Origin of the sequence: Billgrantia pellis, from assembly GCF_008297955.1 — a bacterium.
In the GTDB taxonomy this organism is placed as follows: Bacteria; Pseudomonadota; Gammaproteobacteria; order Pseudomonadales; family Halomonadaceae; genus Halomonas; species Halomonas pellis.
This window is the reverse complement of the sequence record NZ_VTPY01000002.1, coordinates 346,896-365,390: the sequence shown is the minus strand read 5'-3', so window position 1 is coordinate 365,390 and position 18,495 is coordinate 346,896. Positions and strand designations below refer to the sequence as shown.

Genomic DNA, 18,495 nt, shown 5'->3' with positions numbered 1-18,495 from the left:
CGACAAGGACCGACACAATGAAGCTCTTCTACCATCCCGATCAGGAGCGTCACGCTCCGGCGACCTTCCTGGTCCGCGGCCAGCAGACCTCATCGCCCGAAGGCCCGGTGCGGGCCGAGCTGCTGCGCCAGGGCCTGGATGCCGTCGGGCTCAGGTTGAGCGCGCCGGAGGAGGTCGACAGCCCACGCCTGCGCGAGCGGCTGGCCAGAATTCATACGCCGCGTTACCTGGACTTCCTGGAGACCGTTCATTCCCGCTGGCGCGAGCTGCCTGGGGCTTCCGACCTGGTGATGCCCAATATCCACCCGTGCGGCGGCGGCCATCATTATCCGCGGCATCCGGTGGGCCAGGCAGGCTGGCATTTGCACGACATGGCCTGTCCCATCGCCGCCGACAGCTTCAACGGCATCCTGGCCAGCGCGGCTACGGCCCAGGCGGCTGCCGAGGCGCTGCTCGGCGGACACGGCACCACCTACGCACTGTGTCGTCCGCCGGGTCACCATGCCGGGCCGGACCGGGCGGGGGGGTTCTGTTTTCTCAACAACTCGGCCTTGGCGGCCACGGTGCTGCGCGAACACTTCTCGCGAGTGGCGATCCTCGATGTGGACCTGCACCATGGCAACGGTACCCAGGATATCTTTTACTCCCGGAGTGACGTCTGGACCGGTTCGCTGCACGCCGATCCGTCCGAGTTCTACCCCTTCTTCTGGGGCGGGGCGAACGAGGAGGGCATGGGCGATGGCCTCGGCTGCAACGTCAACCTGCCGCTGCCGCTGGGCAGCGACGGAGGCGCCTTTCTCGAGGCGTTGGAGGTTCTGATCGCCCGCATGGAAGCCTTCCGGCCCGAGGCGGTGGTGATCGCCCTGGGGCTGGACGCTCACCGCGACGACCCGCTGGCCGGCATGACGCTCGAGACCGAGGATTTCACTGCGGTCGGCAAGCGCCTGTCGCGGCTTGGCCAACCCACGGTACTGGTTCAGGAGGGGGGCTACCCCACTGAGCATCTAGGCGGCAACCTGGCCGCGTTCATGAAGGGCTTCGCTGGCGGCTGACGACACGTCGCCAATGTGCAAGTATCGATTGTTTCAATCCGTCACCTACATCGAGAGATAACGACATGATCGACATGACCATCCGATACCATGAAAGCAATGCCCGTATGAGTCAGATCGCCGTGCACAACGGCACAGTCTACTTGGCCGGCCAAGTGCCGAGCGATGCCGCGGCCGACATGCGCGGACAGACCGAGCAGGTCCTGGCGCGCATCGATGCGTTGCTGGCCCAGGCGGGCACCTCCAAGGGCAACCTGTTGTCGGCCCAGGTCTGGGTGAGGGATATGGCGGAGTTCGACCAGATGAACGAGGCCTGGGAAGCCTGGGTGGTGCCGGGCCGCCCGCCGGTTCGCGCCGCGCTCGAGGCCAAGCTGGCCAAGCCCGAGTGGAAGGTCGAGATCATGGTGGTCGCGGCCCTGCCGGAGGCATGACATGCGTATCATCACCGCCGACGAAGTCGCGGCAGCGCTCCCCTGGCACGCCCTCGTCGACCGCCTGGCGCTGACGTTCCGTGACGGCGTGGAATCGCCGCCGCGTCACCATCATGCCATGCATCGCCCCGACGGTGAGGCCACCATGCTGCTGATGCCGGCGTGGGAGCGTGCCGGTTACATCGGCGTGAAGATGGTCAATGTCTTTCCGCAAAACGCCGAGCACGGCCTGCCGGCGATCGCCGGCGTCTACCTGCTCAGCGAGGGCGCCCACGGGCGGCCGTTGGCCTGCCTCGACGGCAGCGAGCTGACCCGGCGGCGAACTGCCGCGGCGTCGGCGCTGGCCGCCCGCGAGCTGGCGCGTCAGGATGCCGAGAGCCTGCTGGTGGTGGGCACCGGCAAGCTGGCGCCAATGGTGGTCGAGGCACATGCCGCGGTGCGACCGATCAGGCGCGTACGGATCTGGGGGCGCAACCCCGAGAAAGCGCGACGACTGGCGGCCCATTATGCCGATCGTTTCGACAGCGAGGCGGTCGAGGATCTCGAGTCGGCGGTACGTGAGGCCGATGTGATCAGCTGCGTGACGCTCTCCAACGCGCCGCTGGTCCGCGGCGAATGGCTCGCTCCCGGTGCGCATCTGGACCTGATCGGCGCGTTTCGTCCCAGCATGCGCGAGAGCGATGCCGAGTGCCTGCGCCGCGGCGAGGTCTTCGTCGATACCTACGCCGGTGCCCGGGGCGAGGCGGGCGATCTGCTGCAGGCCCTCGACGAGGGCGCCTTCGCCTTCGACGACATCCGGGCCGAGCTTGCCGAACTCGTGCGGGGCGAGAAGCCCGGTCGCTCGGCTGACGACGCCATTACGGTATTCAAGTCGGTGGGTGCCTCGCTGGAAGACCTGGCGGCAGCCATCGAAGTATGGGAGCAGTTGGAGTCGCGGCGATGAGCTTGGGCAGGACCGGTTTCTACTGGCACGAGCGCTGTTTCTGGCATGACCCCGGCGCCATTGGCGTATTCTCGTCACCCGGCGAGTTTCTTCAGCCCCAGCCGGCCTCGGAGAGCCCCGAGAGCAAGCGGCGCTTGAAGAACCTGCTGGAGGTGTCGGGACTGATCGACGAACTCGACGTGCGCAAGGCGCCGCCTGCCGCCCGCGAGGACTTGGCGCGCTTTCATACCGGGCGTTACCTCGACGAACTCGATGAGGGCGACCGGGCCCAGGGCGGCGACGCCGGCGATTGCGCTCCCTATCGGCCCGGTAGCCTGGCGGCGGCCAGGCAGTCGGCGGGCCTGGCGATTGCCGCGGTGGAGGCGGTGGCCACCGGCGAGTTGACCAATGCCTACGCCCTGTGTCGTCCGCCGGGGCATCATGCCGAGGCCGACCTGGGCCGCGGCTTCTGCCTGCTGGGCAATATCCCGGTGGCGATCATGCGCGCCCGGGCGAAGGGGCAGGTCAGGCGCGTGGCGATCCTCGACTGGGACGTGCATCACGGCAATGGTCAGCAAGCCGCCTTCTATGACGACCCCGACGTGCTGACCGTCTCGATCCATCAGGCTGGCAACTACCCGTTGGATACCGGCTTCTTCGAGGAGCTGGGCGAGGGGGCGGGGCACGGTGCCAACCTCAACCTGCCGATGCCGCCCGGCTGCGGTATCGGCGCCTACCGCTACGCCATGCAGGAGTTGGTGTTACCCGCCATCGGCGGCTTCGCGCCGGACCTGATCGTGGTGGCTTGCGGTTTCGACGCCTGCGCCAAGGATCCGCTGGGTAAGATGATGCTCAACAGCGCGGCGTTCGCCGCCATGACCCAGCAGGTCAAGGCCCTGGCCGAGCGCATCAGTGACAGCCGCCTGGTGATGATTCACGAGGGCGGCTACTCGGAAGGTTACGCGCCGCTATGCGGTCATGCGGTCATCCAGACCCTGGCCGGTAGCCGAATCTCGGTACCCGATCCACAGAACGACGAGATCGCCGCCTGGGCCTATCAATCGCTGCAACCGCACCAGCGAGCGCTGATCGATAACTGGCGCCAGGGTTGGCTGCGTGTCGCACCATTCTGATCGACGAGAATCCCATGACTCCCCTCTACGATAGCGATGGCTGGATATGGTTGGATGGCGAGTGGCTGCCATGGCGTGAAGCCAGGACCCACTTGCTGACTCACACCCTGCACTACGGCATGGGCTGTTTCGAGGGCGTGCGGGCGTACGCGGGGCCACAGGGAACGCACCTGTTTCGTGTGGCGGAGCATACCCGGCGGCTGCTCGACAGTACCCACGCCTTGGACATGGCGTTGCCGTTCGACGAGGCGGCCTTGATCGATGCGCAGCGTCAATGCCTCACCCGCAATGGGTTGCGAAATGCCTACCTCAAACCGACCGTCTTCTTCGGCGCCGAAGGGCTGGGGCTGCGCGCCAGGGGGTTGACGGTGCATGCGATGGTCGCCGCCTGGGATCTTGGCGATTACATTTCGCCGGAGGCCGCCTCCATCGGCCTGCGCGCGCTGACTTCCTCCTGGGCGCGTCATCACGTCAATATCAGCCTGTGTCGGGCCAAGACCAACGGCCACTACGTCAATTCCATGCTGGCGCTCAATACGGCCGTCAAGGCGGGGTTCGACGAGGCGATCATGCTCGATCCGGAGGGCTACGTCGCCGAGGCCTCCGCGGCCAACGTGTTTTTGTTGCGGGATGGCGCGCTGCATACGCCGGAAGTCACCTCCTGCCTGCAGGGCATCACGCGTGACAGCGTCATCCGCCTGGCTCGCGATGTGCTGGGTCTGGAGGTGCGCGAGCGCCGCATCACCCGCGATGAACTCTATATTGCCGATGAAGCCTTCGTCACCGGTACCGCCGCCGAGATTTTGCCGCTGCGTGAACTCGACGGTCGCCATATCGGAGCCCGGGCGAATGCTCCCAAGCCGGATGTTCCGATCGCCGAGGATTCGGTCACTGCGAATCTACAGCGACTCTACCGACGCGTCACCCGTGGCGAGCTGGGAGACGATTTGGGGGCGTTCGAGTCCTGGCTGACCCCGGCCTGATCCGCGTCCGTAGCGAAGCGATACCGTTCCTTTATCGAAAGGCAGTCAGTCATAGAGACTGATAATATGGGCCGTACCTTTTCGCTCGCACCTTTCGACAGCTTGGAACGAGATGGCTCAGCTATTCACGGGGTTCGCGCTCACGCTACAGGCTCTGGCCATGCTCTGGGGCGCGGCGGCGTTATGGTTCCGGTTGCCCTGGTCCACCCGCTGGCGCCGGCTGGTGGTGGGCTTCTGGCTATTGGCGGCCCTGGCGCTGCTGCTGTTGGGGCTGCAGGGCTACCGCATGGCCCTGGCCGGCCAGCTCGGCCTGCTGGCGGGACTCTGGCTCTGGTGGTTTCGGCTGCGCCCCACCCATGACCGGCCTTGGGCCGACGATGTGGTGCATCTCGCTACCGGCGAGGTCGACGGTAATCGGTTGACGCTGCATCACGTGCGCAATTTTGAGTGGCGTACCCGCGATGACGCATCGGTGCGCTGGGAGACGCGGGACTACGAGCTCGACCGGCTCGATTCCGTCGATATGGTCGTGTCGAGCTGGGGGCGTCCGGGGGTGGCCCACGTCATGGTCTCCTTCGGCTTCGAAGGGGAAGACTTCGTGGTCTTTTCGGTGGAGGTCCGGCGCCTTGCGGGCGAACGTTTCTCCGAGATGGGAGGCTTCTTCCGCCAGTACGAACTGGCCATCGTCGCCACCGACGAGCGCGATGCGATACGCCTGCGCAGCAATGTGCGCGGCGAGCGTGTCTCGCTGTTTCGCATCCTCATGTCGCGCAGCACGATGCGTTCGTTGCTGCTGGCCTACGTCGACGAGGCCAATGCGCTCGCCCATAAGCCGCGCTTCTACAATACCATTACGGCCAACTGCACCACGCTGGTCTACGCCATGACGCGCAGCATTGGCGCAGGGCTGCCGCTCGATTACCGACTGCTGGTCACAGGTCAGCTACCCGCCTATGCCTTCAAGGTGGGCGGGCTCTGGCCCGGTCACTCTCTGGCCGAGCTGGAAGCGCGCGGCCGCATCGATGAGCAGGCTCGCCGTGCTCACGATGCGCCTGACTTCTCCTGGCGGATCCGTCAGGAGGTGCCGGGCTGGGAAGGTTTGGGAGGCGACGGTCGGCCGAATCATGAGGCGGCGCAGGAGTCTCCCTGACGGGACTGTCTCGAGGCGCAAACGAAAGAGCGCCACGGACTCGAGTTCCGTGGCGCATGTCTCCCTGGGCATGGTCTCTATGCCAACTCTCCCTGTTCAGGCTTCCCGGCCTGCTCGCGTCCGTGTCGCACCGTAGACAGTATCCCTTGTCGGCCCCTTCATGGGTCCAGTCCCTTTATCACATGGATCGATGACCGCACCGTAACGACTTGATGAACGCTATGTGTCAAGGGGACATAACGCAGCCTAGCCCTCTTCGCGGGGTTCTTCCAATGAGCTGAGCAGGCCGCGCAGCAGTGACAGTTCCTTGCGGCTGGGTTGGGCGCGACTGAAGAGCGCCTGAAGTTGCGCCTCGGTGCGAGCATGGGGCTGGGTGAGGAAGCCGCTGGCCTGCATCACCCGGCTCAGATGCGCATGGAAATGGTCCAGCTGTTCGCGAGTCGGCTGGCGATCAGCGGCGGGACGGACAGGGCGATAATGACTGTCGGGATGCTGGCGCCATGCCTTGAAGGTCTCGTAGGCAAGCACCTGTACCGCTTGGGAGAGGTTGAGAATGCCGTAGTCCGGGTTGGCGGGAATGCTGACCTGATGGCTGCAACAGCGGATTTCGTCGTTGGTCAACCCGAAACGCTCGCGACCGAATACCAGCGCCACCGGGTCGCTTGCGGCGCTGGCCACCAGCTCACGGGCCATCGTCTCGGGTTCGTCGTAATGGGGCAGCGGCAGGCTGCGCAGCCGGGCGCTGGCACCTACCACTTGTACGCAGTCCGACACTGCCTCCCGCAGCGAGGCGACCACTCGAGCGCTGTCGATCACGTCCTCGGCGCCCGCGGCCAGGCGCGATGCCTCGCTATCGGGAAAGCAGCGAGGATTCACCAGCACCAGATCGGCCAATCCCATGGTCTTCATGGCCCGCGCCGAGGCACCGATGTTGCCGGGATGATAGGTCTGGACGAGGACGATGCGGATATTGGATAGCATGGAAACAAGACGGAGACGAGTAGAGAAGAAAGAAAGGCGCTTCGCACCGTGAAGCGCTCATTCTACACGGCCTTGGCTTCATCCTCCTGCCTAAGCCGGCGGGCAAACAAAACCCCCGCCGGTTTCCCGGCGGGGGTTGGATCAGGCGGATGCCTGGGGTTGGCCAGGGGCGATTACATCATGCCGCCCATGCCACCCATGCCACCCATGCCGCCCATGTCCGGACCACCTTCCTTCTCTTCCGGATCGTCAGCGATCATGCACTCGGTGGTGATCATCAGGCCAGCCACGGAACCGGCGGACTGCAGAGCAGTACGGGTCACCTTGGCCGGGTCCAGCACACCCATCTCGAACAGGTCGCCGAACTCGCCGGTCTGGGCGTTGTAGCCGAAGTTGCCTTCGCCTGCCTTCACCTCGTTGAGGATCACGGACGCTTCCTGACCGGCGTTGGTGACGATCTGGCGCAGCGGAGACTCCATGGCGCGCAGCGCGATGGCGATACCGTGGGTTTGATCCTCGTTCTCGCCCTTGAGGTCCTTGATCTTGGTCAGCACGCGCACCAGGGCGGTACCACCGCCAGGCACCACGCCTTCCTCGACCGCAGCGCGAGTGGAGTGCAGGGCGTCCTCGACGCGAGCCTTCTTCTCCTTCATCTCCACTTCGGTGGCGGCACCGACGCGGATCACGGCCACACCGCCAGCCAGCTTGGCGACGCGCTCCTGCAGCTTCTCACGATCGTAGTCGGAAGACGTTTCTTCGATCTGCGCGCGGATCTGGTTGACGCGGGCTTCGATGTCGCCTTCGTTACCGGCGCCGTCGATGATGGTGGTGTTCTCCTTGGACATGGTGATGCGCTTGGCGCTGCCCAGATGATCCAGGTTGGCCTGCTCCAGGGTCAGACCCACTTCCTCGGAGATCACGGTGCCGTTGGTCAGGATGGCGATGTCCTGCAGCATGGCCTTGCGGCGGTCGCCGAAGCCGGGTGCCTTGGCGGCAGCGACCTTGACGATGCCGCGCATGTTATTGACCACCAGGGTGGCCAAGGCCTCGCCTTCGATGTCCTCGGCAATGATCGCCAGCGGCTTGCCGGACTTGGCGACGGCTTCCAGCACCGGCAGCAGTTCGCGGATGTTGGAGATCTTCTTGTCGACCAGCAGCAGGTAGGGGTCTTCCAGCTCGACCGCCATGGTGTCCTGGTTGGTCACGAAGTAGGGCGACAGGTAACCGCGATCGAACTGCATGCCTTCGACGACTTCCAGCTCGTCCTCGAAGCCGCGGCCTTCGTCGACGGTGATGACGCCTTCTTTGCCGACCTTCTGCATGGCTTCGGCGATGATCTCACCGATGCGCTTGTCGCCGTTGGCGGAGATGGTGCCGACCTGGGCGATGGCCTTGGAGTCGGTGCAGGGCACGGCCAGAGCCTCGATCTCCTTGACCGCGGCGATGACGGCTTGGTCGATACCGCGCTTGAGGTCCATCGGGTTCATGCCCGCGGTCACGCCCTTCATGCCCTCGGTGACGATGGACTGGGCCAGTACCGTGGCGGTGGTGGTGCCGTCACCGGCGACGTCGGAAGTCTTGGAAGCGACTTCCTTGACCATCTGGGCGCCCATGTTCTCGAACTTGTCCTTCAGCTCGATCTCCTTGGCGACGGAGACGCCGTCCTTGGTGACGGTGGGGGCGCCGAAGGACTTCTCCAGTACCACGTTGCGTCCCTTCGGACCCAGGGTGGCTTTCACGGCATTGGCCAGAACGTCAACGCCACGGGCCATGCGCTTGCGGGCATCATCGGAGAATTTGACTTGTTTCGCTGCCATTTTTCGCTACTTCCTGTGAGTTCGTGAACGTCTTATGGGAACGGAGTAATTGCGCGGCGTGCTCAGCCTTCAACCACGGCGAGAATGTCGGACTCGCTCATGATCAGGACTTCCTCGCCATCGATCTTTTGCTTCTCGACGCCAAAGCCTTCCTTGAAAATGACGGTGTCACCGACTTTGACGTCCAGCGGACGAACGTCACCGTTGTCGAGAATCCGGCCGTTACCGACGGCGAGCACTTCGCCACGAGTCGGCTTTTCCTGGGCGTTGCCCGGAAGCACGATGCCGCCAGCGGTTTTCTGCTCTTCTTCAACGCGACGGACGACGACGCGATCGTGCAAGGGACGGATGTTCATTGCTCACGTTCTCCTGATGGTCAGTGGTGCCATGGGGTACATGGCGGTTCATCATCGGCCTTCCAGCGGGCTGGAAGGTGGAGGGCGAGGACGCCTTCCTTGTTGAAGATGCCGAGTTCCACTCGGCACCGTAGCCTGTTGCTGTGCGTGAAATGGGGACGGGCAAATCCCTTTCAAGGGCCTGCAGTAAAAAATTTTCACGTGCAGGCATGTCGGGACGTTATCGGCGGCGCGGTTCGTCATGGCTGATGTAGTCGCCCTCGAGCGGCTCGTGCTCCGAGCCGCCGCGATGCGACTCACGATCTGCGTCATGCAGGTCCCGGTCCCGCTTGCCCGCTTCGCTCCAACCGTCGGTGCCATGTTGCCCCGAAGGGCGGCCCGCCATGCCGCTCAGACGCAGGTTGAGCAGCGCCAGCCCCCTGGCAAGCAGGCGCCTGGCCTTGGGAACGACGCACAGCAGGCCCAAGGCATCGGAGAGAAACCCGGGGGCAAGCAGCAGGGCACCGCCGAATATCAGGGCGGCGCCGGTGAGCAGCTCGTCGGACGGCAGCTCACCCTGAGCCAGGCGCAGCCGGGCGCGGGCCAGTGTGGCGGTGCCCTCCTGACGAATCAGATAGAGCCCGACGAAGCCCGTGGCCAATACCAGAAGCAGGGTGACGAGCAGATCGATGCGGCTGCCAACCGCGAACAGCACGACGAAATCGAGCAGCGTGAAAAGAGAGAAGAGAAGCAGAAAAGGCATGGCGACTCCGGACATGGCAATTCGTCATGAGATGGGGGCGGAGATGGCGAGTTCAAGCGTGGCGCGTGACGGTTCGAGGCGATCGGGGTCATGCTGCGACGCAAAATTAACCCATGCGATACTAAAGAAACCTGCGTGCCGTGCCGATGAGAACGTGCACGAGGGCGACTTCGCCCAATGGACCACACCGGGCGGATGTGGTGTCGACGATCCACAGGGGACGGCGAATGAAACTGGACAAGCGCGTGATTGCGATTACAGGGGGAGCCCGTGGCCTGGGCTTCGCCATGGCCCGTCGACTGGGGCGTCAGGGCGCGACGTTGGCGCTGATGGATATGGACGACGAAGCGCTGGACAAGGCCGTATCCATTCTGCACCAGGAGAGCATCGAATCGGGGGCTTTCCGCGTCAACGTGGCGGACGAAACCTCGGTCAAGCGTGCCTTTGGCGACGTTGCCGCTTCGCTCGGGCCGATCGGCGGCCTGGTCAACAATGCCGGTATCCTGCGCGATGCGCTGCTGGTGAAGGCGAAGGGCGGCAAGGTGGAAAAGACCATGTCGCTGGAGCAGTGGCAGTCCGTCATCGACATCAACCTCACCGGCGTGTTCCTGTGCGGTCGCGAGGCGGCCTCCCAGATGATCGAGGCGGGTCAAGACGGAGTGATCGTCAATATTTCCAGTATCTCGCGGGCGGGCAATATGGGACAAAGCAACTATGCGGCGTCCAAGGCCGCGGTCGTGGCGTTGACGACTACCTGGGCGAAGGAGTTGGCCCGCTACGGGATTCGTGTGGGGGCGGTGGCGCCGGGGTTCATCGAGACCGATATGACCGCTTCGATGCGCGAGGAAATGCTCGATAAGTTGACGGCCGGCGTGCCGCTCAAGCGGCTTGGCGATCCCGACCATATCGCCCGGAGCGTGGCGTTCATCTTCGAGAACGACTATTTCACCGGCCGTGTCATCGAATGCGACGGCGGCCTACGCCTATAGGAAAAGCTTCTTGCGAACGGCGGCGGGGGCCGCGTGTTGGCGGCCCCCCCCCCCATTACCCGCCGTTTTTTAAAAACGGCGGCGGGGCCGGCTTGTAGCCGGCCCCGCCGCCATTTCCAGGCCTTTTTAGAAAGCCAGCTGGTCGCGGAAGGCTTCGACGGTCGCCGGGCCGATCCCGCTGACCCGGGTCAGGTCCTCGGCGCTTTCGAAGTCGCCGTTGGCTTCACGCTCCTCGATGATCGCCTGGGCACGGCTGGGGCCGACGCCCGGCAGTTCCGCCAATAGTTCCGCATCGGCGGTGTTCACATTGATCGGTGCCACCTCCTGGGCCATGGCCAGTGAGGTGAAGCTGAGGGCGAGAGACAGCAAGACGGCCGATACGACTCCCTTCATCTCTTTTCTCCTTAGTTCTGGTTTCGTTGACGACGCCGAATGGCGCCGCATTCCAAACTAATCGAGCCGAGGCGGGAGGGTGAGAGTCATATTCCCTTTTGCTTTGTAAGCGATTACCGATGTAACGAAGCTGTCATCGTCTCATCCTCTTGTAAAACGACGCGTCCGGCACCCTTCGGTGCCGGACGCGTCGTATCGGGCCGAACGAGCTTCATCCGCCCTGTTCGGTGGCGATCTTGTCGGTGCGAGCGGCGAGTATGAAGTCGTTCTTGTGCAGCCCCTTCATTTCATGGGACCACCAGGTCACGGTGACCTTGCCCCACTCCGTCAGCAGAGCGGGGTGGTGGCCCACTTCCTCGGCGATCTCGCCGACGCGGTTGGTGAAGGCCAGGGCCTGCTTGAAATTGCGAAACTTGAACGTGCGTTCGAGCTGCTTGACGCCGTCGCGCTCCACCACGCTCCATTCGGGGATATCGCGCTTGAGCGCATCGATCTCGGCGTCGCTGACGTGGGGGGCATCCCAGCTGCAGGCTTCGCACTGCTGTTCGGAAAGTTGGCTCATGTTGGCTCCTCGTCGAAGTGTTGTTGGTTTTGGTCAGGGTAGTCGGACAAGGCTGCCGAGCAAGGGCGCTCAGGCCTTGGCCTTTGCCGCCTTGGGGGCCGGTTCGAAGCGCGGTTCGTGCAGGCCCAGCTCCATGGCCTGGTGCACCATGGCCATGATGTCCTGCTGGGAAAGTTCGTGCAGGGTCGAGAGGTCGTCCAGCACGTAGTAGAGCGGCTGAAGGATGTCGATGCGATAGGGCGTGCGCAGGGCCTCGATGGGGTCGAACGGCTGGTGCACCGGCGTCTCCGACAGCGCATGCAGGGTCTCCTTGGGCGAGGAGATGATACCGCCGCCGTAGATGCGCCGACCGTCCGGCGTGTCCACCAGGCCGAACTCCACGGTCATCCAGTACAGCCGGGCCAGATAGACCCGCTCCTTGGGTTCGGCGGCAAGGCCAAGGCGGCCATAGGTGGCGGTGAACTCGGCAAAGGCCGGGTTGGTGAGCATGGGGCAGTGACCGAAGATCTCGTGGAAAATGTCCGGTTCCTTGAGATAGTCGAGCTCCTCCGGCGTACGGATGAAGGTGGCCACCGGGAAGCGCCGGTTCGCCAGCAGCTCGAAGAAGGTATTGAACGGTATCAGCGCCGGTACCTGGGCGGTCTGCCAGCCGGTGCTGGCTTCAAGCACGCGGTCGATGTCGGCGAGCTGGGGAACACGGTCCTCTGGCAGGGCCAGTCGCTCCAGGCCGTCGAGATACTCCTGGCATACGCGACCCTCGAGCATGCCGAGCTGGCGCTGCATCAGGGTCTGCCAGGTGGCGTTGTCCTGCCCGGGCCAGTCGATGAAGCCGTTTTCGTCGGGCAGACGCGCACGGTAGCCGGTCTTGCTGGCGACATCGCTGAGATGAGGATTGGATGACGTCATGGGGTCACTCCGGTCGGCTGTCTTGTGTTTGTCTTGCGAACCTTTTGACCCGAGTCTAGGGCCCAAGCACCCCGGCTTTTCCCCTCTTTGAGGCACGTCGACGGCAGCCAGCCAGCCCTGGCGTAAAGAAAACCTGACGATTGGATGCAGGCTCGTGCCCGCTTTCGTCAAACCGAGACCCGAGTGTATTTGAGTCGGTCGAGGTGTCACGTTATCTTTACAGCGGAGTCACGTCGCTTTGACGGCATTTTGCCGACGGTCTCGTCTTCGCCGCGTTCCGATCACGCCCTCAGAGGCCAAGCCCCAATGAGATTGAGGTTTCACTGCCAGAACCGTATCGGCATCCTGCGGGATATCGTCTCGCACTTCGTCGACTACGGCCTCAACGTCGCGCGTGGCGAGGTCGGGGGCGAGCATGGCAATGCCATCTACCTCCATATTCCCAATCTGCTCAATGCCCAGTTGGCCACGCTCAAGCCGGAGCTCGAGGCGGTGCCGGGCGTGTTCGGCGTGCGCCGGGTCAGCCTGATGCCGAGCGAACGGCGTCACCTGGAGCTCGATGCGCTGCTGTCGTCGCTCTCCGACCCGGTGATGTCGATCGACATGGAGGGGCACATCGTCGCCGCCAACCGCGCCGCCGGCCAGTTGCTCGGAGTGCGCATCGACGAGGTCCCGGGGCTGTCGCTCAACCGCTACCTGCCCGATGTGGATCTCCCGGCGCTGATTCGGCGCAACAATGCGCGGGTCAACGGGCTGCGCATCAAGCTGCGCGACGCCACCTTCCTGGCCGACATCGCCCCGCTGCACCGTGAGCACCACGACGACGTGGCCTCCCTGGCCGGCGCCGTAGTGACCCTGCACAGCGCCGATCGCATCGGCGAGCGCATTTACCAGGTGCAGCGCCAGGAGCTGCGCGGCTTCGATGCGCTGTTCCAGGCAAGCCCAAGGCTTGCCGCGCTGATTCGCGAGGCGCGGCGCATGGCGCCGCTGGATGCGCCGCTGTTGATTCACGGCGAGACCGGCACCGGCAAGGAGCTGCTGGCGCGGGCCTGTCACCTGGCCAGTGCACGCGGGCAGGCGCCGTTCATGGCACTCAACTGTGCCGGGCTGCCGGAGTCGATGGCCGAGACGGAGCTGTTCGGCTATGCGCCGGGCGCCTTCGAGGGTGCGCGCCCCGAGGGCAAGCTCGGCCTGCTGGAGCTGACCGCGGGCGGTACCATCTTCCTCGATGAGGTGGGAGAGATGAGCCCCCGCCTGCAGGTCAAGCTGCTGCGCTTCCTGCAAGACGGCGGCTTTCGTCGGGTGGGCAGCGACGAGGAGACCTACCTTGACGTGCGGGTGATCTGTGCCACTCAGCAGGACCTGCCCAAGCTTTGCGCCGAGGGGCTGTTTCGCCAGGATCTCTACCACCGGCTCAACGTGCTGTCGCTGGCGGTGCCGCCGCTGCGCGACTGCCTCGACGGCATCGAAGCCATGGCGCTGCACTTCATCGACCGTGCGGCGCGCCAGATCGGTTGCCGCATGCCCGGGCTGTCGCCGGCGGCGTTGGCGCGGCTATCCACCTACCACTGGCCGGGCAACGTGCGCCAGCTGGAGAACGTGCTGTTCCAGGCAGTGTCGTTGTGCGAGGGCGATGCCATCGAGCCGGGCCACTTGCGCCTGCCGGACGTGGGGGCGGCGCCGGGACTCTCCGGCATCGACCTGGACGGCAGCCTGGCCGGCATCATGAGCGACGTGGAGCGGCGTGTGCTGGCCGCGCTCTATCCGCAGTACCCTTCCAGCCGGCAACTGGCCAAGCGCCTCGGAGTGTCGCATACCACCGTGGCCAACAAGCTGCGCCAATATGGCATCGGGCCCGGCACGGGCGAGTTGGGCTGACAAAGCCATACGTGACGGGGCTGCTAGAGTAAAGGCATTCGGTAAGGAGAGCTTCGATGGCTCACGGTGCGCCCTGGCATCTCCATCAGCATCGCCTGCCCCTCTGGCTGAAGCTGGCATTTACCGCCTGGATCCTCGTGTGGGCGCCGACCTACTGGATGTTGCTGGGTCCACAGAACTACTTCTGGCTGTGCAACCTAGCCAATTTCCTGATCCTGATGGGGCTATGGAGCGAGAGCCGGCGGTTGATCTCGATGCAACTGCTATCGGTGCTGTTGGTTGGCAGCCTCTGGGCGGTGGACGTGGGCTCCGCCTGGATCACGGGTGTGCATCCCATCGGCGGCACCGAGTACATGTTCAATCCCGAACAACCGTTGATGACCCGGCTGCTTTCGCTCTACCACCTGGTGTTGCCTGTGATATCGGGCCTGGCCGTCTACCGGCTTGGCTACGATCGCCAGGCGCTGCTGTGGCAGACGGCGCTGACCTGGATCGTGGTGCCGCTGACCTATGCGGCTACCGAACCCGAGCGCAACGTCAATTGGGTTCATGGGCCCTTCGGCCAGCCCCAGGAAATGTTCGACCCGCTGCTCTATCTCACGGGCTTGACGCTGCTCTGGCCGGTGGCGGTCTATCTCCCGGTGCATCTACTGATGGTTGCCCTGCAGCGAAAGGGCTGGCTGCGCTGAGCCTTGCTGCTTCAGCCCCGGTTCCGCCAGGTTGCGTACCTCGGCATAGCGATAGGCCTCCAGTGCCCCGAAGCCATTCAGGCGCCTTGCTTTGAGGCGGGTGAGCAGGGGGCCGCTCAGGCCGCACAGGAAACGCGCGAGCAGGTCGGGCGTGACGGGGTGGGCATCGTCGCTGTTGGTCAGTTGTTGAACCAGTTCGCCCGCCAGCCGTTCGATGGTGTCTGCCGTCAGCGGTTCGAGCGGCGCAGGGTCGGGCAGGCGCGCGACCTGACCGCGGCAAGCCGAGCAGTGGCCGCACTGCTCGGGCGCGCGCTGGTCGCCGAACCACTCGGCGAGCCGGCGGCTGAGGCACGCCTCGCTCTCGAACAGCGCCAGCATGGCGTGCAACCGCTCGACCTCGGCGTGCTCCTTGTCGCGAAAATAGGCGTGCAATTCCTCGGTCAGGGCGGCAGGGTCGAGATCGTCGCGCAGCACATCATAGACCTCGGTCATCTGCTTGCTCTCGAGCACCATCCAGCCTTGGGCGACGAAGTAGTCCAGCGCGGTGATCACCCGGGCTCGCTCGACGTTGAGGCCGCGTTCGCCGCCCAGGCGCTGGAGCGCCTCGAAATCCAGGTTGAACCAGGTGCGCGCGCGCTGCGAGGCGTCGAGGATCGCCTGGACGAAGGCGCCGCGCTCGCCCTCGAAGCGGGCCACCAACGCCTCGGGTTCGTCGTGCAGGCGAAAACGGTACTCGGCGAAGTAGCTGTAGCGCGGCGCGATGATGCCGCGCAGTTCGAGCTGTACCAGCAGCGTCTTGAGCGGTAGGGGGCGGATGTTGCTTTGCTGCGATAGTGAGTTGAGCACCAGCTCCCACTGGCGTGCGGCACCGCCTTGGTTCGCTCTGGTCAGCTCGTCGATCACGCGGCGAATGCCATCGGGCTCCGGCGTGTCGCCGTAGACGAAGTTTTCCAGCACGTTGACGTGATCGCGCCCGGCCAGCATCAGGCAGGCTGAGGGGTTACCGTCGCGGCCGGCGCGGCCGATCTCCTGGCTGTAGTTCTCGACCGACTTGGGCAGGTCGAAGTGGACCACGTTGCGGATGTCGGCCTTGTCGATGCCCATGCCGAAGGCGATGGTGGCGACGATGCAGGGCGTATGGCCGACCATGAAGTCGCGCTGGATACGCTCGCGGATCTCGCCATCGAGTCCGGCGTGGTAGGCAATGGCACTCATGCCCGCCTTGCTCAGGTAGGCCGGCAGGCGCTCGGCGGTCTGCTGCAGGGTGACGTAGACGATGGTGGGCTCGGGCGGCTGGGCGCCAAGCTTGGGCCGCAGCCAGTCGACCAGCCGGCGTGGGCGCATCTCGGCCGGCACCGGCGCCACTTCCAGGTTGAGGTTGGGGCGATAGAAGCCGGTGGCGGTCACGTCACCCTCGGCAATGTCGAAGCGCTCGCGCATGTCGGCGATCACCCGCGGCGTGGCCGTGGCGGTCAGCAGCAGCACCTGGGGAATGCCGAACTCACGACGATATTGGGGCAGCTTGAGGTAGTCCGGGCGAAAGTTGTGGCCCCACTCGGAGATGCAGTGGGCTTCGTCGACCACCAGCAGCGAGATCGGCACGCGGCGGATGAAGGCGCGGAAGCGCTCGTTCTTGAGCCGCTCCACCGAGATCATCAGGATACGGATCTCGCCGCGCTTGACGCCCTCCATGACCGCGGCTGCCTCCTCGCGGCTCTGGCTCGAGTCGATGCTGGCGGCGGCGATGCCGTGGCGCGAGAGAAAGGCAAGCTGATCCTGCATCAGCGCCAGCAGCGGGGAGATGACCAGGGTGAGATGCGGCAGATGCAAGGCGGGCAACTGGTAGCACAGCGACTTGCCCGAGCCGGTGGGAAAGATCGCCGCCGCCGAGCGGCCCGCCGTGATCGCTTCGATGACCGGGCGTTGTCCGAGGCGGAAGTCGTCATAGCCGAAGACTCGCTGTAACGTCTGATCGATCATGTAGGCACTCCCTGCGCTGTTGTTGTAAACACAGAATTCTATCGACTTGAGGCGGAGGCCATGGCGACCACCGGGCGGCAGCGCACATTCTCGCATATCGTCGGCTTCGACGATTGTCCGTTCCCGCGCGGGCACCGTGGCGACGTGGCCATTGTCGGCACGGTGTTCTCGCGCCTGCGTCTGGAAGGCGTGCTCTCCGGCAAGGTGCGCCGCGACGGCGTCAACAGCACCCGCGAGCTGATCCGCCTGGCCGGCAGCTCGCGCTTTGCCGCGCACCTGCAGCTCGTCATGCTGCAGGGGGTGGCACTTGCCGGCTTCAACGTGGTCGACGTGCCGCAACTGCATGCCGAGCTTGGCCTGCCGGTGCTGGTGGTGGCTCGCCGTGCACCACGCCGAGAGGCGATGCGCCGGGCGCTGCTCAAGCGCATTCCCGGTGGTGCCCACAAGTGGGCGCGGGTCGAGCGGCTGGGCGAGATGGAGCCACTCGAAGGTGTCTACGTGCAGCGCGTTGGGCTGAGCGTGGAGGAGGCGGCAGCGACCCTGCGCGCCACCACGCCTCACGGCAGCGTGCCCGAGCCGCTGCGAGTGGCGCACCTGATCGCCGGCGGCGTGACCACGGGCGAAAGCAGCGGCCGCGTGTAATGGAGGCGATCGTGTGCCTACACTTTGAGAGATACCGAACTGTCACCGAGCAGAAGAGCTATCACCAACCAGTAGAAGGGCTATCACGGAGCAAGCAGGAGGTGGCCGTATGTCCACATCCAGGAGTGTCGAGATCGATGCGGACGGTGTCACGCTGGAAGGGGACCTGATCCTGCCCGAGGGGGCGACCGGCATCGTAGTCTTCGCCCATGGCAGCGGCAGCAGCCGCTTCAGTTCGCGCAACCGTCGGGTCGCGCAACACCTGGCCGATCAGGGGCTGGCCACGCTGCTGTTCGACCTGCTGACCGCCGACGAGAACGACATCGACATGCGCACCCGGCAGTTGCGCTTCGATATATCGCTGATCGGCTCACGCATGACCGCGGCGGTGGGCTGAGTGGCCACGGCCGACCCCACCCGGCATCTCTCGATCGGCCTGTTCGGCGCGAGCACCGGGGCGGCCGCGGCGCTGATCGCTGCCGCCGAGCGCCCCGAGCAGGTACGCGCCGTGGTGTCACGCGGCGGGCGTCCGGACCTGGCCGGTCGACATCTGGCGGAGGTCAAGGTACCGACGCTGCTGCTGGTCGGGGGCAATGACGAGCCGGTGATCGATCTTAATGAGCAGGCTCGGGAGCGGATGACCGAGGCCAGAGAATGCGAGCTGATCATCGTGCCCGGCGCGACGCACCTGTTCGAGGAGCCGGGCAAGCTCGAGGAAGTGGAGCGGCTGGCGCCCCGTTTCTTCCTGAAGCACCTCTAGCAAGCGTTCCTGTGGGCGCTGCGGCGGGTGCCCTGCGGGCGTGGCCGGTCATCAGGCCGGGAGCGTAGAAAGACAGGCGCAACCACGTCATGACCCGAGCAGCCGAGCTTGGCATAATGCCCCTCTTTT

20 protein-coding genes are annotated in these 18,495 nt (G+C 64.9%); 12 read left to right on the top strand and 8 right to left on the bottom strand.

The genetic code is table 11. The annotated features are described in order from the left end of the window. The first annotated feature begins 17 nt into the window (after positions 1–17). The 6 genes from F0A17_RS05220 to F0A17_RS05195 all read left to right on the top strand — a co-directional run bounded on the left by F0A17_RS05220 (position 18) and on the right by F0A17_RS05195 (position 5,671). Positions 18–1,052: a histone deacetylase family protein gene (locus tag F0A17_RS05220; protein ID WP_149327292.1), complete on the top strand. Its 1,035-nt coding sequence runs from the start codon at positions 18–20 to the stop codon at positions 1,050–1,052. A 74-nt stretch (positions 1,053–1,126) separates the two neighbouring features. Next, complete coding sequence (locus F0A17_RS05215; protein ID WP_149327433.1) at positions 1,127–1,483, top strand: RidA family protein; 357 nt, start codon at positions 1,127–1,129, stop codon at positions 1,481–1,483. A gap of 1 nt (position 1,484) precedes the next feature. Further along, entirely contained in the window at positions 1,485–2,426 is a 942-nt protein-coding gene (gene lhpI / locus F0A17_RS05210; protein WP_149327291.1) for a bifunctional Delta(1)-pyrroline-2-carboxylate/Delta(1)-piperideine-2-carboxylate reductase, read from the top strand. Between the two features lie 2 nt (positions 2,427–2,428). Continuing rightward, the gene (locus tag F0A17_RS05205) at positions 2,429–3,538 is read left to right on the top strand and encodes a class II histone deacetylase (RefSeq protein WP_187774635.1); all 1,110 of its coding nucleotides are present in this window, start codon (positions 2,429–2,431) and stop codon (positions 3,536–3,538) included. Positions 3,539–3,552: 14 nt separating this feature from the next. Next, the gene (locus tag F0A17_RS05200; RefSeq protein WP_149327289.1) at positions 3,553–4,521 is read left to right on the top strand and encodes a branched-chain amino acid transaminase; all 969 of its coding nucleotides are present in this window, start codon (positions 3,553–3,555) and stop codon (positions 4,519–4,521) included. A gap of 112 nt (positions 4,522–4,633) precedes the next feature. Beyond that, on the top strand, positions 4,634–5,671 hold the full coding sequence (locus tag F0A17_RS05195) for an Lnb N-terminal periplasmic domain-containing protein (protein ID WP_149327288.1): 1,038 nt from the start codon (positions 4,634–4,636) through the stop codon (positions 5,669–5,671). Positions 5,672–5,917: 246 nt separating this feature from the next. Here the strand turns inward: F0A17_RS05195 and F0A17_RS05190 are convergent, their stop codons facing one another. The 4 genes from F0A17_RS05190 to F0A17_RS05175 form a co-directional block, all read right to left on the bottom strand. Further along, on the bottom strand, positions 5,918–6,652 hold the full coding sequence (locus F0A17_RS05190; RefSeq protein ID WP_149327287.1) for an RNA methyltransferase: 735 nt from the start codon (positions 6,650–6,652) through the stop codon (positions 5,918–5,920). A 173-nt stretch (positions 6,653–6,825) separates the two neighbouring features. Then, positions 6,826–8,469 (bottom strand): chaperonin GroEL, encoded by a 1,644-nt coding sequence (gene groL / locus F0A17_RS05185; RefSeq protein ID WP_149327286.1) that lies wholly within the window; start codon positions 8,467–8,469, stop codon positions 6,826–6,828. Between the two features lie 62 nt (positions 8,470–8,531). Continuing rightward, positions 8,532–8,825 carry a co-chaperone GroES gene (locus F0A17_RS05180; RefSeq protein WP_104204123.1) on the bottom strand — a complete coding sequence of 98 codons (294 nt, stop codon included), beginning with the start codon at positions 8,823–8,825 and terminating at the stop codon, positions 8,532–8,534. Positions 8,826–9,045: 220 nt separating this feature from the next. Continuing rightward, positions 9,046–9,567, bottom strand: a complete 522-nt coding sequence (locus F0A17_RS05175; protein ID WP_149327285.1) for an FxsA family protein — start codon at positions 9,565–9,567, stop codon at positions 9,046–9,048. Positions 9,568–9,794: 227 nt separating this feature from the next. On the opposite strand from F0A17_RS05175, the gene F0A17_RS05170 reads away from it, so the two are divergent. Further along, a complete protein-coding gene (locus F0A17_RS05170; protein ID WP_149327284.1) occupies positions 9,795–10,556 on the top strand; it encodes an SDR family oxidoreductase in 762 nt (253 codons plus the stop codon). A gap of 126 nt (positions 10,557–10,682) precedes the next feature. Here F0A17_RS05170 and F0A17_RS05165 read toward each other — a convergent pair whose 3' ends face one another. The 3 genes from F0A17_RS05165 to phhA form a co-directional block, all read right to left on the bottom strand. Then, positions 10,683–10,949, bottom strand: coding sequence for a ComEA family DNA-binding protein (locus F0A17_RS05165; RefSeq protein WP_149327283.1), 267 nt, complete (start codon positions 10,947–10,949; stop codon positions 10,683–10,685). Positions 10,950–11,160: 211 nt separating this feature from the next. Continuing rightward, positions 11,161–11,511, bottom strand: coding sequence for a 4a-hydroxytetrahydrobiopterin dehydratase (locus F0A17_RS05160; RefSeq protein WP_149327282.1), 351 nt, complete (start codon positions 11,509–11,511; stop codon positions 11,161–11,163). Between the two features lie 69 nt (positions 11,512–11,580). Next, positions 11,581–12,417 (bottom strand): phenylalanine 4-monooxygenase, encoded by an 837-nt coding sequence (phhA, locus tag F0A17_RS05155; RefSeq protein WP_149327281.1) that lies wholly within the window; start codon positions 12,415–12,417, stop codon positions 11,581–11,583. Positions 12,418–12,723: 306 nt separating this feature from the next. Here phhA and F0A17_RS05150 point away from each other — a divergent pair, with 306 nt between their 5' ends. After that, positions 12,724–14,295, top strand: a complete 1,572-nt coding sequence (locus F0A17_RS05150) for a sigma-54-dependent transcriptional regulator (protein WP_149327280.1) — start codon at positions 12,724–12,726, stop codon at positions 14,293–14,295. A 56-nt stretch (positions 14,296–14,351) separates the two neighbouring features. Continuing rightward, complete coding sequence (locus F0A17_RS05145; RefSeq protein WP_149327279.1) at positions 14,352–14,984, top strand: hypothetical protein; 633 nt, start codon at positions 14,352–14,354, stop codon at positions 14,982–14,984. Here F0A17_RS05145 and F0A17_RS05140 read toward each other — a convergent pair. Further along, positions 14,943–16,964: a RecQ family ATP-dependent DNA helicase gene (locus F0A17_RS05140; protein WP_149327278.1), complete on the bottom strand. Its 2,022-nt coding sequence runs from the start codon at positions 16,962–16,964 to the stop codon at positions 14,943–14,945. The genes F0A17_RS05145 and F0A17_RS05140 overlap by 42 nt on opposite strands. 60 nt (positions 16,965–17,024) lie before the next feature. Here F0A17_RS05140 and F0A17_RS05135 point away from each other — a divergent pair, with 60 nt between their 5' ends. The 3 genes from F0A17_RS05135 (at position 17,025) to F0A17_RS20645 (ending at position 18,366) form a co-directional block, all read left to right on the top strand. Further along, entirely contained in the window at positions 17,025–17,606 is a 582-nt protein-coding gene (locus F0A17_RS05135; RefSeq protein ID WP_149327277.1) for an endonuclease dU, read from the top strand. Between the two features lie 109 nt (positions 17,607–17,715). Continuing rightward, positions 17,716–18,003, top strand: a complete 288-nt coding sequence (locus tag F0A17_RS20650; protein WP_223111501.1) for a dienelactone hydrolase family protein — start codon at positions 17,716–17,718, stop codon at positions 18,001–18,003. Further along, on the top strand, positions 18,004–18,366 hold the full coding sequence (locus tag F0A17_RS20645; protein ID WP_223111500.1) for a dienelactone hydrolase family protein: 363 nt from the start codon (positions 18,004–18,006) through the stop codon (positions 18,364–18,366). It begins immediately after the preceding gene. Positions 18,367–18,495 lie beyond the last annotated feature (129 nt).

Coding starts and splice junctions, on each gene's coding strand:
- F0A17_RS05160 (WP_149327282.1), bottom strand. CDS start 11,511: ATGAGCCAACTTTCCGAACAGCAGTGCGAAGCCTGCAGCTGGGATGCC.
- F0A17_RS05140 (WP_149327278.1), bottom strand. CDS start 16,964: ATGATCGATCAGACGTTACAGCGAGTCTTCGGCTATGACGACTTCCGC.
- F0A17_RS05200 (WP_149327289.1), top strand. CDS start 3,553: ATGACTCCCCTCTACGATAGCGATGGCTGGATATGGTTGGATGGCGAG.
- F0A17_RS05180 (WP_104204123.1), bottom strand. CDS start 8,825: ATGAACATCCGTCCCTTGCACGATCGCGTCGTCGTCCGTCGCGTTGAA.
- F0A17_RS05135 (WP_149327277.1), top strand. CDS start 17,025: ATGGCGACCACCGGGCGGCAGCGCACATTCTCGCATATCGTCGGCTTC.
- groL (WP_149327286.1), bottom strand. CDS start 8,469: ATGGCAGCGAAACAAGTCAAATTCTCCGATGATGCCCGCAAGCGCATG.
- F0A17_RS05215 (WP_149327433.1), top strand. CDS start 1,127: ATGACCATCCGATACCATGAAAGCAATGCCCGTATGAGTCAGATCGCC.
- F0A17_RS05165 (WP_149327283.1), bottom strand. CDS start 10,949: ATGAAGGGAGTCGTATCGGCCGTCTTGCTGTCTCTCGCCCTCAGCTTC.
- F0A17_RS05170 (WP_149327284.1), top strand. CDS start 9,795: ATGAAACTGGACAAGCGCGTGATTGCGATTACAGGGGGAGCCCGTGGC.
- F0A17_RS05220 (WP_149327292.1), top strand. CDS start 18: ATGAAGCTCTTCTACCATCCCGATCAGGAGCGTCACGCTCCGGCGACC.
- F0A17_RS05195 (WP_149327288.1), top strand. CDS start 4,634: ATGGCTCAGCTATTCACGGGGTTCGCGCTCACGCTACAGGCTCTGGCC.
- F0A17_RS05175 (WP_149327285.1), bottom strand. CDS start 9,567: ATGCCTTTTCTGCTTCTCTTCTCTCTTTTCACGCTGCTCGATTTCGTC.
- F0A17_RS05145 (WP_149327279.1), top strand. CDS start 14,352: ATGGCTCACGGTGCGCCCTGGCATCTCCATCAGCATCGCCTGCCCCTC.
- F0A17_RS20650 (WP_223111501.1), top strand. CDS start 17,716: ATGTCCACATCCAGGAGTGTCGAGATCGATGCGGACGGTGTCACGCTG.
- F0A17_RS05190 (WP_149327287.1), bottom strand. CDS start 6,652: ATGCTATCCAATATCCGCATCGTCCTCGTCCAGACCTATCATCCCGGC.
- phhA (WP_149327281.1), bottom strand. CDS start 12,417: ATGACGTCATCCAATCCTCATCTCAGCGATGTCGCCAGCAAGACCGGC.
- lhpI (WP_149327291.1), top strand. CDS start 1,485: ATGCGTATCATCACCGCCGACGAAGTCGCGGCAGCGCTCCCCTGGCAC.
- F0A17_RS05150 (WP_149327280.1), top strand. CDS start 12,724: ATGAGATTGAGGTTTCACTGCCAGAACCGTATCGGCATCCTGCGGGAT.